This is a genomic window from Novosphingobium soli, assembly GCF_042432915.1.
GTDB classification, from domain to species: domain Bacteria; phylum Pseudomonadota; class Alphaproteobacteria; order Sphingomonadales; family Sphingomonadaceae; genus Novosphingobium; species Novosphingobium soli.
In genome coordinates, this window is record NZ_JBHLWK010000012.1 from 133575 (window position 1) to 147856 (window position 14282).

Annotated in this window: 13 protein-coding genes; 4 read left to right on the forward strand and 9 right to left on the reverse strand. The window is 70.6% G+C overall.

Annotation, left to right across the window (positions count from 1 at the left end; all coding sequences use genetic code 11):
* The first annotated feature begins 12 nt into the window (after window positions 1-12).
* Entirely contained in the window at window positions 13-1410 is a 1398-nt protein-coding gene (locus ACFFJC_RS10075; protein WP_379487372.1) for an efflux transporter outer membrane subunit, read from the forward strand.
* A gap of 16 nt (window positions 1411-1426) precedes the next feature.
* Here the strand turns inward: ACFFJC_RS10075 and ACFFJC_RS10080 are convergent, their stop codons facing one another.
* Window positions 1427-1909: a DUF4142 domain-containing protein gene (locus ACFFJC_RS10080; RefSeq protein ID WP_379487373.1), complete on the reverse strand. Its 483-nt coding sequence runs from the start codon at window positions 1907-1909 to the stop codon at window positions 1427-1429.
* A gap of 21 nt (window positions 1910-1930) precedes the next feature.
* Window positions 1931-3016, reverse strand: coding sequence for an alpha/beta hydrolase (locus tag ACFFJC_RS10085; RefSeq protein ID WP_379487374.1), 1086 nt, complete (start codon window positions 3014-3016; stop codon window positions 1931-1933).
* Window positions 3017-3339: 323 nt separating this feature from the next.
* Between ACFFJC_RS10085 and ACFFJC_RS10090 the strand changes: the two genes are divergently transcribed.
* Window positions 3340-4416 (forward strand): TauD/TfdA family dioxygenase, encoded by a 1077-nt coding sequence (locus tag ACFFJC_RS10090; protein ID WP_379487375.1) that lies wholly within the window; start codon window positions 3340-3342, stop codon window positions 4414-4416.
* Window positions 4417-4525: 109 nt separating this feature from the next.
* On the opposite strand, the gene ACFFJC_RS10095 is transcribed toward ACFFJC_RS10090, so the two are convergent.
* The 5 genes from ACFFJC_RS10095 to ACFFJC_RS10115 form a co-directional block, all read right to left on the reverse strand.
* The gene (locus ACFFJC_RS10095; protein WP_379487376.1) at window positions 4526-5383 is read right to left on the reverse strand and encodes a TauD/TfdA dioxygenase family protein; all 858 of its coding nucleotides are present in this window, start codon (window positions 5381-5383) and stop codon (window positions 4526-4528) included.
* Window positions 5368-6735, reverse strand: coding sequence for an amidohydrolase family protein (locus ACFFJC_RS10100; protein WP_379487377.1), 1368 nt, complete (start codon window positions 6733-6735; stop codon window positions 5368-5370). Before ACFFJC_RS10100 ends, ACFFJC_RS10095 begins: the two co-directional genes overlap by 16 nt.
* A gap of 115 nt (window positions 6736-6850) precedes the next feature.
* Entirely contained in the window at window positions 6851-8191 is a 1341-nt protein-coding gene (locus tag ACFFJC_RS10105) for an AtzE family amidohydrolase (RefSeq protein WP_379487378.1), read from the reverse strand.
* Window positions 8188-8388, reverse strand: a complete 201-nt coding sequence (locus ACFFJC_RS10110) for a hypothetical protein (RefSeq protein ID WP_379487379.1) — start codon at window positions 8386-8388, stop codon at window positions 8188-8190. Before ACFFJC_RS10110 ends, ACFFJC_RS10105 begins: the two co-directional genes overlap by 4 nt.
* Window positions 8389-8493: 105 nt before the next feature.
* On the reverse strand, window positions 8494-9339 hold the full coding sequence (locus tag ACFFJC_RS10115; RefSeq protein WP_379487380.1) for a DODA-type extradiol aromatic ring-opening family dioxygenase: 846 nt from the start codon (window positions 9337-9339) through the stop codon (window positions 8494-8496).
* 205 nt (window positions 9340-9544) lie between these two features.
* Between ACFFJC_RS10115 and ACFFJC_RS10120 the strand changes: the two genes are divergently transcribed.
* Complete coding sequence (locus tag ACFFJC_RS10120; protein WP_379487381.1) at window positions 9545-10834, forward strand: MFS transporter; 1290 nt, start codon at window positions 9545-9547, stop codon at window positions 10832-10834.
* A gap of 12 nt (window positions 10835-10846) precedes the next feature.
* On the opposite strand, the gene ACFFJC_RS10125 is transcribed toward ACFFJC_RS10120, so the two are convergent.
* Window positions 10847-12271: a hypothetical protein gene (locus ACFFJC_RS10125; protein ID WP_379487382.1), complete on the reverse strand. Its 1425-nt coding sequence runs from the start codon at window positions 12269-12271 to the stop codon at window positions 10847-10849.
* A gap of 165 nt (window positions 12272-12436) precedes the next feature.
* Entirely contained in the window at window positions 12437-13528 is a 1092-nt protein-coding gene (locus ACFFJC_RS10130; RefSeq protein WP_379487383.1) for an acetamidase/formamidase family protein, read from the reverse strand.
* 221 nt (window positions 13529-13749) lie between these two features.
* On the opposite strand from ACFFJC_RS10130, the gene ACFFJC_RS10135 reads away from it, so the two are divergent.
* The gene (locus tag ACFFJC_RS10135; RefSeq protein ID WP_379487384.1) at window positions 13750-14235 is read left to right on the forward strand and encodes a VOC family protein; all 486 of its coding nucleotides are present in this window, start codon (window positions 13750-13752) and stop codon (window positions 14233-14235) included.
* Window positions 14236-14282: the final 47 nt, after the last annotated feature.

Genomic DNA, 14282 nt, shown 5'->3' on the forward strand with positions numbered 1-14282 from the left:
GGGACGTTCCCGATGATGAAGTCCGCGATCGCCTCGCTCCTCGCCGCCACTGGCCTTTCCGCCTGCGCCGTCGGGCCCGACCACGTCGCCCCGGTCCCGCCCCCCTCCGCCGAGGCGCCCTTCATCGGCGCGCAGTCGGATGCGGTCACCGCCGGCAGCCCCGAGGCGCAGTGGTGGCGGCTCTACGACGATCCCGTGCTCGACGGCCTCGTCGCCGATGCGCTGGCGGCCAACACCGACCTGAGGGTGGCGGTGGCGCGGATCGAACGCGCCCGCGCCAGCCTGCGCGGCGCCCGCTCGCAGGCGCTGCCGCAGACCGACCTCAACGGTTCGGCCACCTACGGCCGCGTCTCCGAAAGCCAGGTGCTTCCCGGCTACGACCGCGAGGGCCGCCGCGTCGACGGCGAACTGGCGGTCGGTTACGAGCTCGACCTGTTCGGTCGTGTCCGGCGCGGCATCGAGGCCTCGCGCGCCGATCTCGACGCCGCGCGCGAGGACGCCGATGCGGTTCGCGTCACCGTCGTCGCCGACACCGTGCGGGCCTACGTCGACGCCATCAGTGCCGGCGAGCAGATCGACGTCGCCGAGCGCACGCTCGACCTGCTGGCCCGGTCGGAGCGGATCACCGCCGCGCGCTTCGAACGCGGGCTGAACCAGAAGCTCGACGTGATCCGCATCACCCAGCTGCGCGAGGCGCAGGCCGCGACGGTCCCGTCGCTGGAGGCGCGCCGCGAGGCTGCGCTGTTCCGCATCGCCGTCCTGACCGGCCGCACGCCCCAGCAGCTTCCGGACGGCGTGATCGCGCGCGAGACGACGCCGCGCCTCGCGCAGCCCATACCCGTCGGCGACGGGCGTACGCTTCTCGCCCGCCGTCCCGACGTCAAGGCGGCCGAGCGGCGGCTGGCGGCCGACACCGCCCGCATCGGGGTGGCGACCGCGGACCTCTATCCCCGGATCACGCTGGGCGGCTCGATCGGCACCACCGCGGTCGGCGCCACGGACGTGTTCGGCGGCGGCCCGCTGCGCTGGCTGCTGGGGCCGCTGATCTCGTGGGCCTTCCCCAACCAGGAGGCGATCCGCGCCCGCATAGGCGCGGCGCGCGCGGACAGCGCGGCGGATCTTGCGGCGTTCGACGGCGCCGTCCTGCGGGCCTTGGCGGAGACGGAGACGGCGCTTTCGGCCTATCGCAATGCGCTGCTGCGCCGCGAGCGTCTGGCTGCCTCGCGCGATGCGGCGGACCGCGCGGCGAAGGTCAGCCTGGCACGCCAGAGCCGCGGTGAGATCGACGCACTCGCCGCACTCGATGCGCAGCGCACGCTGGCGCTGGCGGAAGCGGACTCCGCCTCCGCTACGCGCGAGGTCGCCTTCGCGCAGGTCGACCTGTTCCGAGCCTTGGGCGGCACCTGGTAGGCGCCGCCCGTCCGGCTCACATCTGCTTGAGCATCGCGATGTGCTGCTCGACGACCGGCACGATCTTGCCGGCCGCGTCGCGCAGCGGCTTGGCGGTGCCCTCGCGCGCATAGGCCTGGTGCAGCGCCAGCGCCTGGTTGTGCGCCATCTTCTGCTGGGCGACGTAGGCCATGTCGCGCGCCGGGCCCTTCTCGTCGTTCAGCTGGGCGATCATCTCGGACTGCGCCGGCGTGAGCTTGGGCGGGGTCACCTTGACCTTCGACGCCTTGGCCGCGGCCTTCACGTCCTCGGTGCTCTTGGTGTGATGCGCGATCATCATCTGGGCGAAGTCGCGGATCTTGGGATCGCTCGAGGACGTCAGCACGATCCGGCTCGACTGGATCTCGTAGAGGTCTCCCGCGCCGGCAGCAATGACGTATTCCTGCGGCGTCATGACCTGAGCATAGGCCGGGCTCGCCACGAGGGCGACCGCGGCGGCCGCGAATAGAAGCTTGTTCATAGGGGTGTCCTCTTCCTGTCCTCAATCCTTGAAGGCGGTCTTGAGCTTGGCGATGGCATAGAGATTGGCGTCGTACGCGCCGCGCACGACCTTACCCATGCCGAAGAACTCGTGCGTCACGCCCTCGAAGGTGCGCTGCTCGACCTTGACCCCGGCGCTGCGGAGCGCGGTCGCCACCGTCTCGCCGTCCGAGCGGAGCGGATCGATCTGGGCGTTGATGATGGTCGTGGGCGGAAGACCGCGCAGGTTGGCCGCTACCAGGTTGATGCGCGGATCCTGCTGATCGGCCTTGCTGCGCGAATAGTAGTACCCGAACCAGTCGAGCATCGGCGTGTTGAGCGGCTTGGCATTGGCCGAATCGAGCCGCGAAGGCAGCGTCTTGGCGCTGTTGGCGATCGGATAGACCGACAGCACGTGCAGTGGCATCGTCATCCCGTTGTCGCGCGCGTAGATGGCCGTGGCCACCGCCAGGTTGCCGCCGGCGCTTTCACCCGCCAGTGCCACGCGCCGCGGATCGCCGCCCCAGGTCGCCGCGTTCGCCAGCACCCAGCCGTAGGCGGCCGCCGCATCCTCGTGCTGCGCCGGGAACTTGGCCTCGGGCGCATGGCGGTACTCGACCGAGACCACGATCGCGCCAAGCTGCTTGGCCAGCAGCCGCGGCGTCGCGTCGTAGGCGTTCACATCCGCGATAACCCAGCCCCCGCCGTGGTAGTAGACGATGACCGGACGCGGCGCACTGGAAGCCTGCGCGGGCATGTAGACGCGCGCGAACTGCCAGGGGTCCTGGCCATAGGGGATGTCCTTGGTCGTGACCGCGGGGTCGGGCGCGGTCGATATGCCCCGGCCGCGCATCACGGCCTTCGCGGCGTCGGCGGCGGAGGGCTGCAGGCGGGCCTTGACCGGCGTCAGCGTCTCGATCGGCTTGGGCTGCAGCGCGGCGAGCGCGGTCAGCACCGCCTGCATGTCGGCAGCGGGCACTGGCGGCATCGTCGCGGCGGGCTTGGGCGGCGGCGGTGGCGCGGCGTTGGGGGACGGCGCCGACTGGGCGAATGCACTCGCCGCGAGGCCCATCGACATTACGGCGCCCGTGAGAAAGCTATACTTCATGCGGTTGTCCCTGTTCGAGGTCACCCTCTCCGCCCGGACGAACCAGCGCGCCGCATCGAAGTTGCTTGCCCCTTGAGGCGGTTGATCCATGTTAGGCCGATTTGCTGAACTACTAAGCGACGTCTCGAACTTCGATCAGAGTTCTAGACGACAACCGAGACGGCAAAGTATCGCCCCCCCTCGCGCACGGTCATAAGGCGCCGGTCCGCGAGAGCAAACCGGACGTGACGCCTCCCGTCTCCCCGCCCGAAGCCGTGCGCCCCTGGTCAAGACGCGCACCTCCCCAGCGGCTAAGGACAAGGCAGCGCCAAAGGAGAAGCCGCATGACCCTCGCCGAAGTCCCCTCCCTCGTCACGACCAGGGCCGCGTGGCGCGGCGACCGGCTGATGGAGGGGCAGGACTGGGTCTACCAGCTCGATGCCGCGCAAGTCGCGGAGCTGGAGGAACTCGGCCGCCGGTTCCTGGACGCCGATCCCGACCTGCGCTTCGTCCAGGCCGAGGACTATCCGCTCGACGCCTGCGCCGACGCGGTGCGCGCCTGGCGCGAGGACGTGGACTTCGGACGCGGCTTCGTGCTCGTGCGCGGGCTGCGCTCGGACACCTACTCCGACGCGCTCTCTGCGGCGATCTACTATGTACTCGGGCTGCACATGGGCGACCCCATCCGCCAGAACGAGATGGGCGACCTGCTCGACCACGTCTATGCCACCTCGGACAAGACCATGGACGATCCCACCGCCATGTCGTCCAAGGTCCGCGACAAGCTGGTCTACCACTCCGACAGTTCGGACATCGTCGCGCTGATGTGCCTGCGCGGTGCCAAGGCCGGCGGCTTGTCCTGCCTGGTCTCGGGCGCGGAGATCTACAACGAGATCCTGCGCCGCCGGCCGGACCTTGCGCCGCTGCTGCTGGAGCCGTTCCACTGGGACTGGCGGCGGCAGGACCACAACGCGCCGGCCGACACCTACACCTCCCCCGTGGTGAGCGTGGAGCAAGGCGTGTTCAGCATGTACGCCGGATCGCTCTACATCATCACCGCGCAGGACTACCCCGGCGTGCCGAAGCTGACCGAGGAGCAGCTGGAAGTGCTCCGGCTCTTCGACGAAATCACCTACGAGCGCGGCATGGCGATCGAGATGGATTTCCGTCCCGGCGACATTCAGTGGCTCTCCAACTACGCCGCGCTCCACGCCCGCACCGCGTTCAGCGACTGGCCCGAACCGCAGCGCAAGCGGCACCTCCTGCGCCTCTGGCTGTCGAGCCGGACCGACCGGCCGGTGGTCGCCGGCTTCGGCAAGAACGGCGTCGTCCAGCATCGCGCCGAGGCGCGCGGCGGCCAGGAGCACCCGGACGCGCGCTTCAGCATCCGCACCATGGCGGTGCCGCGGCTGATCTCCTGAAACGCGCAGGGCCGGCGCGCCCCGTGGCGACGCCGGCCCGCAAGACAGTCGCAGCGACCCGCAGTCGGGCAGGCGAGGCGCGGCCCACAGGCCACGCCTCGCGCCGACTTCAGTGCGGCACGTCGCCCAGGATCTGCACGCGAAAGCCCGACCGGGTCTGCGGGAAGTAGTCCCAGATCGCCGAGTGCTGCGCGCAGCGGTTGTCCCAGAACGCGATCGAATGCGCCTGCCACGAGAAGCGGCACTGGAAGATCGGGTGCTGCACGTGGTTGAACAGGTAGCCCAGCAACGCGTCGCTCTCGGCGCGGGGGATGCCTTCGATGTGGGTGGTGAAGCCCTTGTTCACGTAGATTGCCTTGCGGCCCGTGGTCGGATGGGTGCGGATCACCGGATGGCTGCTGCGCGGCAGCGTCATGCCATCGGGCGTGATGCCGCCGAAGCCGACCGCCGCGTCATGAACGGCGTTAAGGCCCTCCAGGTGCGCCTTCATCCGCTCCGACAGCGCCTCGTAGGCAGCGTACATGTTGGAGAAGGCGGTGTCCCCGCCCACCGGCGGGACGGTGTGGAGGTACAGCACCGAGCCGAGCGGAGGCTCGGCGTCGCAGCTCATGTCCGAATGCCAGTCCTCTCCCGCCACGAAGGTGGAATCGGCGTCGGCGTGGATGATGGTCACTTCGGGATGGCCTGGTGCCTGCCACGGCTTGGTGCTCGGCGCGATGTGGATGCCGCCGAAGTAGTGGGCGAAGCGCTTGTGCGCCTCGTGGTCGATCGGCTGGTCGCGGAAGAAGATGACCAGCCGGTCCTCCAGCGCGCGATGCAGGTCCTCGACCTCGACGTTCGAGAGCGGCCGGGTGAGATCCACGCCCGAGACGATGCCGCCGATGCCGGGCGTGAGGGGAGTGACGTTGATCGCCGAGTATTCCACGTTGTCCGTTTCCTTGCCTGATGCCGTCACGCGACGGGCCATTCGCTGAGCCGGGGCAGGCCGGACCGCGCGAGGATCGCGTCCGCCATCGCCTGGCCGGTGTCGTACAGCGCCTCTTCGTCGATCATGGTGCAACGGAAGTCCTCGACCACCCGCACGCCGTCGACCCAGACCGAATGCACGCCGCGTCCGTCGGCGGCCCAGACGAGCTGGTCCACCGGATTGTTGATCGGCTGCCATTCGGGCCGGCGCGTGTCGTGCGCGACCAGGTCGGCCTTCTTACCCGGCGCGATGCTGCCGATCGTGTCCGACAGGCCCAGCACCTTCGCGCCGTTGATGGTCCCCATCTCGAGGGCCTGGTGGGCGGGAAACAGCGAGCGGTCCCGGCGCGCGTCCTTGAACAGCGCCGCCATCAGCGTCATCACCCGCAGCATGTCGTGGTTGTCGGCGCCGTCGGTGCCGAGCGCGATGTTCACGCCCGCCGCCGCCATCTCCGGGAACAGGCCGTGCCGGCCGACCCCGTAGCCGCACCGGATCGCCGCGCCGGGACAGTGCGTGACGTGGGTCCCGCTGGAGGCCACCAGGGCCGCCTCGCGCGCATCGACATGGACCATGTGGACCAGGTTGAGGTGCGGGCCGAGCACGCCGAGCGCCGCAAGATGCTCCACCGGCCGCTGCCCCGTGTTGGCAAGGTACCACTCGGCATCGCCGGGGACCGGGCTCATGTGCGCCGAGACGCCGGTCCCGGAACGCCGGGCGAGCGCGGTGGCCGCCTGCCACAAGGCGTCGGTCGCAGTCATGTGGCCGATGAGGTTGGGCCAGGCGGCGACGCGGCGGCCGTCCTGCGGATGGCGTTCCAGGTCGTCCTCCAGCGCGGCCATCGCCGCCTGGGTCAGCCCCGCACCATCCGCCGCCGGGTCCCAGGCGCGGTCCTCGGTCCAGCGGCCGGTGCGCGCCCGGATGCCAGTGTCCGCGATCGCGGCCATCACTTCGTCGAAGGCGAGGATCGTCCCCGCCTCCAGGAACGTCGTCGTGCCCGTGCGCAACATGGCGGCGACCGCCATCTGCGCGCTGACCACCTGCTCCGCCGCGGAGTGCCCCTTGTAGAGCGGGATGACCCAGCGCTCCAGCTCCTCGTCGAAAGGCAGCGCCTCGGGGATGAAGCCCCGGATCAGCGTCTCGGTGACGTGGACGTGGCAGTTCACGAAGCCGGGGGTGAGCACGAAGCGCCGCCCGTCGATCACCTCGCGCGCGGTGATCCCGGCCAGTTCGGCGCTCTTGCCGACGGCCACGATCCGGTCGCCGGCGAAGGCGACGGCGCCGTCGCGCAGCACCCGCCGCGTGTCGTCCATGGTGATGACCGTGGCGCCGGTGATGAGAGTTTCAGCGTGCATGCGTCCCCGTCCTTGCCGCGCCAGACTAGCGCAAGCCGGTGCAGGCGCTTGTACGAGGACGGCGCATTTCTTGACGACGCCGCCGCATCCCCGGCCTCGGCCCCCGCGAGACGCGTCAGGCCGGCGGCGCCGGGACCGCGCAGAGCCCCTTGTCGATCAGCTGCCGTGCCGCCCGGAACAGCAGCGGCTCGTTGCCCGCGGCGCTGATCAGCTGGATGCCCAGCGGCATCGCGAAGTCGCCGGCCATCGGCAGCACCAGCGCGGGCAGGCCCATCAGGCTGATCGGCTGGGTATAGATGCCCAGGTGGCTGCGTGCCGGGATCGTACGGCCCTCGAAGGTCATCACCGGGTCGTCGATCAAGGGCGCATAACCGGGCGCAGCGGGGGTGAAGAGGACGTCGGCCAGCTCGAACTGCCGGCGCAGGCGCGACTGGATCCAGCTGCGGAAGCGCTGCGCGGCCAGGTAGTCGTCGCTCGGCAGCAGCAGGCCCGCCAGCAGGCGGTCGCGCACCGGCGGCTCGAACTGCATCGGATCGGCCTCCAGCGCGGGCCGGTGCAGGCTCGCCCCTTCCGCGGCGATGATGACCGAAGCGGCGGCGCGGGCGATCTCCGAATGGGGCAGCTCGAAGCCGATGCGGCCCAGCCGGCTCCAGAAGGCGTCGAGCGGGCCGCGCATCTCTTCCGCGATGTTGTCGTCGAACCAGCTCATCAGCCGGCCGAAGGCGATCTCCCCGCGCGGCACCTGCGCCCGCTCGGGCGCGCCTTCGCGCAGGATCGTGCGCACCAGCGCCAGGTCCTCGAGGTCGCGCCCCAGCACACCCACGACGTCCAGGCTCTCCACGAAGGGATAGACGCCCTCGCGCGGAAGGTCGCCGTAGGTCGGCTTGAGCCCGATCACGCCGCACAGCCCCGCCGGCACCCGCAGCGAGCCGTTGGTATCGAACGCGAGCGAGATCGGCACCACGCCCGCCGCCACCGCCACGGCGGAGCCCCCGGCCGCGCCCCCGGCGACGCGAGCCGGATCGTGCGGGTTGCGGCTGGTGCCGTATTCCGCGTTCATGGTGACGAAGCCGTAGCCGAGCTCGTCCATGTTCTGCGTGCCCACCAGCACGGCCCCGGCGCTTTCGAGCAGGGCCACGGCCTTGGCGTCGCGGCTGGCGAAGGCGGCGCTGCGGCGCGTGCGCGAGCCTGCGGTGGTGATCTCGCCGGCGACGTCGAACAGGTCCGCCACACCGAAGGGCACGCCTGCCAGCGGACCGGGATCGAGCCCCGCCTCCACGAGCTTGTCGACGGCGACCGCCCGCGCCAGCGCGCGCCGGCGCAACAGGCGGGTGAAGCCGCTGCGCTCCGACCCCAGCGCATCGGCCCGGTCGAGCGCGGCGGTGCAGAGCTGCACGGCGCTCGCGGTGCCCGAACGGACCGCGGCGGCCATGCCGATGGCGCCGGTCACGCTCATGCCTCGAAGCGCATGGCGCTGGCGCTGCGCGGGTCGAGCGCGAAGGCGCGCAAGGTGGCGACGTGGTCCTGCAGCACGACCAGGTTGGACACCACGCCGGGCACGCATGCGTCCGGTGCGGAGATGCCCGCCTCGGCCATGCGCAGGCGTACGCTGTCCGCGCTCGGACGTGCCGCCTTACCGCTCGTGTCCGCCACCGGCCCGCTCTCCCTCGTCGCCGCCCCGGCGGCATGCCGGGGCCAAGGGCCACCCTTACAGCCTGCCCGGGAGGCGGCAAGAGGGGAGCGGCGCCGCCCCCGCCTTCAGCCGAAGCGGTAGCCGGAGATGTCCGCCATCATGACGTTGTCGCCGAACACCTTGGTCCCGGCGGAATCCCCGCCGGCACCGGCCGCGATCATGAGCGGCAACAGGTGCTCCTCCCGCGGATGCGAGAGGCGCCCGGCGGGAGCCTGGTCCCAATGGGCGAGCTGCACCTCGCGCTCCGCCGGAGGAGCCACGACGGCGCCGGTCAGCCATTGGTCGAACACCGCCGAAGGACGCGTCGCCGCGGGCGTGCGGAACGCGCGCATGTTGTGATAGCTCATGCCGGAGCCGACGATCAGGATGCCCTCCTCGCGCAGCGGCGCCAGCGCGCGGCCGGCGGCGAGATGCTCCTGCGGATCGAGATCGGCCTTGAGCGAAAGCGGGACCACCGGGATCGTCGCTTCGGGGTCGATCAGCAGGAACGGGACGAAGACGCCGTGGTCGAACCCGCGCGACGCGTCGGTGCGCGCCGGCAGGCCGGCGGCGGTGAGCAGCGCCACGACCCGCTCGGCCAGCGCCGGCGAGCCCGGAGCAGGGTATTGCAGCTGGTAGGTGTGCGGCGGGAAGCCGTAGTAGTCGTAGATCATTCCCGGCTCGACCGCGGCGGAGGCGGTGAAGGCCGGCTCCTCCCAGTGCCCCGAGATCACCACGATTCCCTTCGGCCGCTCCGGCAACGTCGACACCAGCGCGCGCAGCCAGGCCTCGGTCTTGTCCCAGGTGTCGGCCGGCCCGCCCATCGCCGACCAGTCCATGAAGAAGCAAGGCCCGCCCCCGTGGGGGATGAAGAAAGTGGGCATGCGGCTGTCCTCAACCGTCGTCGTCGTCCCGGCCGTCTGTGCATCCATCGCTGCGAATCGTCCCTCGCTAATCGCCGGTGGCGCGCGCGCAACGCGCTCCCCCGGTCGCCAGGTGCAAAGTCGGAGCGGCGGCGCGCATGCGCAAGCGCGCAGAGTTGATGACGCGCGAAGGATTTGTTGCGGCGCGGTGATAAACGCTTGGGATCGCCGCGCCACAGGCATTTACTCGCCGCATCGGAATACGGAGACCCGCATGCCTGACCCCTCCCGGGACCACGCCCCTACCCGGCTCGCCCTTGCCGCCATCACCGGCAATCTCGTCTGCCTCACCGCCGCGGTGAGCGCGACCTTCGGGACGTTCCTGGTGCCGCTGTCGCAGGAGCTGGGCTGGTCGCGCGCCGCGGTCTCGGGCGTGCTCGGGCTGGTGGCGATCGTCGCCGCGCTGAGCTATCCGCTGATCGGGCGGACGATGGACCGCGTCGGCGCGCGCCCGCTGATCCTGGGCGGCAACGTCGCGCTGGCGCTGCTCATCATGAGCCTCTCGCAGACCACCGGCAGCCTCTGGCTGTTCTACCTGCAGTTCGGCCTGATCGGCCTGGCCGGAGCGTGCTGCGCCTCGCCGATGATCGCCAAGGTCGTCTCAAACTGGTTCGACGCGCGCCGCGGGCTGATGCTGGGCGTGACCGCGGGCATCGGCAACGGCGTGGGAGCGACGATGATGCCGGTGGTGGCCGGCATCCTGCTGCCGCTTGTCGGCTGGCGCGCCACTTACGGCGTCATCGGCCTCATCGTGCTGCTGGTCGGCTTTCCGCTCATGTGGCTGTGGCTCCACGACAGCCCGGCCCATGCCCGGGCGCGCGGAGGGCAGGACGGCCGCTCCCAGGCCACCTTCGCGCCCGAAGGCATGACCTTGCGCGAGGCCGCCTCGACCCGGCGCTTCTGGCTGATGCTGACGGCGGTGGCGAGCGGCGCGGGCGGGATGACCGCGGTGTTCACGCATGTCGTGCCGATGATGACCGACCGCGGGTTCGGCCTGGGCGAGGCCACCGGCGTGGTCGCCACCTTCGCGCTGGTGACCGCCGCCTGGCAGGTGGTTACGGGGGCGCTTCTGGACCGGCTGCGCACGCCGCTGCTGGTCGTGCCGATGTACGCAGCGGCGATGGTCGGCCTGGGCGTCCTGCAGTTCGGCCACGGTAGCCTCGCCATGAGCGCGGCGGGCGTGCTGCTGGGGATCGGCATGGGCGCCGAATACGGCGCGCTGTCCTACTTCTGCTCGCGCTACTTCGGCCTGCGGCACTTCGGCAGCATCAACGCGGTGCTCTACGCCGCGGTGGTGCTGGCGCAGGGGCTGACCCCGGCGATGATGGACCTGAGCTACGGGCGGACCGGGTCGTACGACCAGGCGGCAATCGCCATCGTCGCCACGCTGGGCGCAGGGATGGTCCTGCTGTTCTTCCTGCCCGCCATCGGCTCCGACGGCCGCGTGCGGCAGCGCCGCGCCCCTGCCCGCGCTGCCGGCGAACTCGTGCTCGCGGCGGGCTGAGGCGCGCCGCGCCTAGCGGCCGATCAGGCCCAGCGCGTGACGGATGAAGGCGCTGCGATCCAGCACCCACTGCGACTGCACCGGAAGGTCGGGATCCACATAGGTCCAGCCCTCCGGCGCATAGACGCGCGCGATCGTGCCCGTGGTGTCGAACGCCAGCGAGACCGTGCGCTGCTCGCGCGGGGCGGCCTGCTCGCTGCCCTCGACGTGGGCGCCGTCCGGCCCGAACGCGCGCCCCTGCGGCCTGAGCGCGAAGGCGTAGGGCTCGGTCCGGAAGCTTTCCACCGTGGTGTTGAGGAAGACCGAGAGGTAGACCGTGTCGAGCGCGGCGAGGGGCGAGGCGGGCATGTGCCAGCCCTCCCCCGCCAGGACACTCCACGGATAATTTCCGGGCTCGCCGTAGCGGATGTCGGTGCGCAGGTCGACGAGCGCGTCGCGCGGCGCCTGCGCCGGCCGCACGCGTTCGATGCGCAGCCCCTCCGACCACGTGAAGCCGTAGGCCGAGGCGTCGATCAGCGGCATCGCGGAGGGCGTCGAACCGTCCGGCACGTTCGAGACGGTCACGTCCTCGTAGATGCGCAAGTACGCCTTGTCCTTCAGCTGGTGCCCGCTCGCCATGTTCTGCCACGCGCGCTGGCCGTGGAGCCGGGTGCGCCGGAAGTGCGAGACGAGCGTGCCGTTGATGTAGGCGGTGTGCTCCTGGTCGTTGTTGGTGCCGACGTTGCCGGCGATGTCGCCATCCTCGACGTAGAGCATGATCTGCCCGTTGGGCACGAAGATGCCGTTCTTGCCGCCGTAGATCCGCGTGCGGCGCAGCACCGCGGTGAACAGCCCGGGCCGCTCCGTGCCGGTCACCTCCAGGTTCAGCGCGCCCTTGGGCTGGATCGCCCTGGGAAAGTCCAGCTCGACGTCCCGCATCTCGAAGTGGACGCGCTGGCGGCCGAGGTTGAACAGGCGCAGGTCGATGGTCGCCCAATCGTCGTCGGTGCGGAACACCACGCGCTGTCCCGGTATCGAGGAGCGGAAGACGTACTGCGTCCCGTCCAGCGCGCCCACCACTTGCGGCATCCAGGGCGAGAACGGGTAGACGCAGGGCTTGCCGGCGGAATCGAGTGCCTCGTAGACGAACTCGTACCCGCCCTCGACGCGGCCGTAGAGCGCATCGGCACCGCGGCCCTCGTAGACCTCCCGGCCCGCCGCGCGCGAGGCATCGCACCGGATGCGCAGCGTCACGGCCGGCGCGCGCAGCCCCTGCATCGGCATGTAGAAGGGATAGAGTCGGTCGCGCTCGGCCGGCGGCGGGAGGGACGATGCGGCCGCGGCGGATGCGCCTGGCGGCACCTCTCCCGGCAGCGGCGTCGCGCCCGGCTGGGTGGCGCCGACCAGCAGCGGCAGCGCCAGGCCCAGCGCGGATCGGCAGCGGCGGTACGCGGACACCTGTGACTCCTGCAAACTCGTGCGCGCGCATCCTGCCGCAACGATCCCAAGAATGCGTGAACGCGCGGGAAAGGCCAGCTTCGCGTGCGGCGCCATCAAAAAAAGGCCCGGCTCGCGAGAGCCGGGCCCCGAAGGCTTCCCTCCGTCAGGAGCGAGGGTGAACGTTCAGCCGGGATCGACCACGGTGCCCTTGGCCGGGAAGATGCGCCGCTCGATCCGCGCATGGACGCCCAGCGTGCCGTCGACCACCTGCGTCACGCCGAAGTCGGTGGCGACGCTCATCAAGGAATAGGCGTCGTTCTTACTCAGCCCCTGGTGCTCGTGGAGCAGGTGGAGCATGTCCATCGAGCAGTTCTTCATCGCCTGGTCGAGATCCTCGCCGAAGCCGTGGACGATCCAGTTCTCCGGCGTCTCCAGCAGCGGCGAGGGAAAGTCGAAGTCCTTGCGCAGGATGATCTGGAACAGGCAGTCGAGCGACGCCTCGATGGCGGTGCCGCTGATCTCGCCGTCGCCCTGGCTGACGTGGGGATCGCCGATCGAGAACAGGCCGCCCTTGACCTGGCACTTGTAGAACATCGTCGCCCCCGCGCCGATGCGCCAGTTGTCGATGTTGCCGCCATGCAGGCCCGGTGGGATGGTGGAGACGGGCTCGCCCACCGCGGGGGCGACGCCGGCGGTGCCCAGGTGCGGGCGCGCCGGGATGGTGATGCCGGGCAGCGCCGGATGGCGGTCGCACTCCGGGCAGTTGGTGATCGTCCCGGGCACCAGGTACTCGCCCGGGAAGTCGTAGGCGTAGAGCGCGTGCGCGGTGTTCGCGCTGGGGTCCAGCTCGTAGATGGTCACGCGTTCCTGGCGGCCGAACTCCTCGTAGAGGTGGCCCCAGTTGGCGGCGAGGTTCGAGCCGTAGTTGCAGCGCGGCACCATCTGCAGGTAGCGCACCTCGATCATGTCGCCCGGCTCGGCATCCTCGATGTAGATCGGCCCGGTCATGATGTGGACGCCCGGGGCACGGCTCGCCGGATCGACCTCGCGGAAGATGCGCTCGACCCCCTCGTCGAACATCAGCTCGGGCGCGTCGCCGGCGTGGTGCGTCACCGCCTCGGCATGGACGAGGTCGCCGCTGCGGATCCTGAGCGCCGGCTTGATGTCGGGCGAGAAGTACCCCCAGTGGATGGTCTCGGGCGTGGCCTTGAGGTGCCAGATCGCCGAGGGGCGCACTTCCGCCTTCGCCGAACTCAGAGTGGTGACCGAAGCCATGCATTGCCCCTTTGACTGTATGGAGGATCGACGCGGCCACCTTCAGGCCGGGGCGTGAACGGGTCTTGGCCGTCAGCGCACTGGAACTTGGCAGGACGGCAGCGCCTCTCGCGCCAAGGCTCGAGCGCGGCCGGCGGCGTCAACAAAGCGGACGCTCGCCGCCAAGAGCTTGCCCGGCACTTGGCGCAGACCTGACGGGCATCAGGAGGAACCCCAAGGTCATGCCCAATACGCTCATCTTCGTCGACATGCCCGCCGACGATCCTGCCGCCGCCGGCCGGTTCTACGCCGAGGTCTTCGGGTGGCGCGACGACCACAAGCCCGAGGGCGTCTATCACCGCATGGTGCCCGGCGGCATGTTCCCGAACCCGGACGGCAGCGACAGCGCCATCGGCAACCTCCACCTCGGGATCTTCGACCCCGCCAACGCGCGTCCGCACCCGGAGAGCGACGGCGTCGAGCCGCGCGCCATCGCCACGCAGGGGCGCAAGCCGCGCATCTGGATCCTCATCGGCGACGACGACACGCCCGAGCGCATCCTCTCCGCCGCCGAGGCGCGCGGCGCCACCGTGCTTTGGCGCGACCACTTCTGGGGCACCTTCAACGGGCTCAACCACGCCTTCCGCGACCCCTGGGGCAACGAGATCGTGCTGTGGGGCAAGGCCGGCGATCCGCCCAAGATCCCCGAGGGCTACACGCGCGAATAGCGCTCTCGCAAATGCAACATTGCCTTCGCGGGTGCGGTATGCAGAGT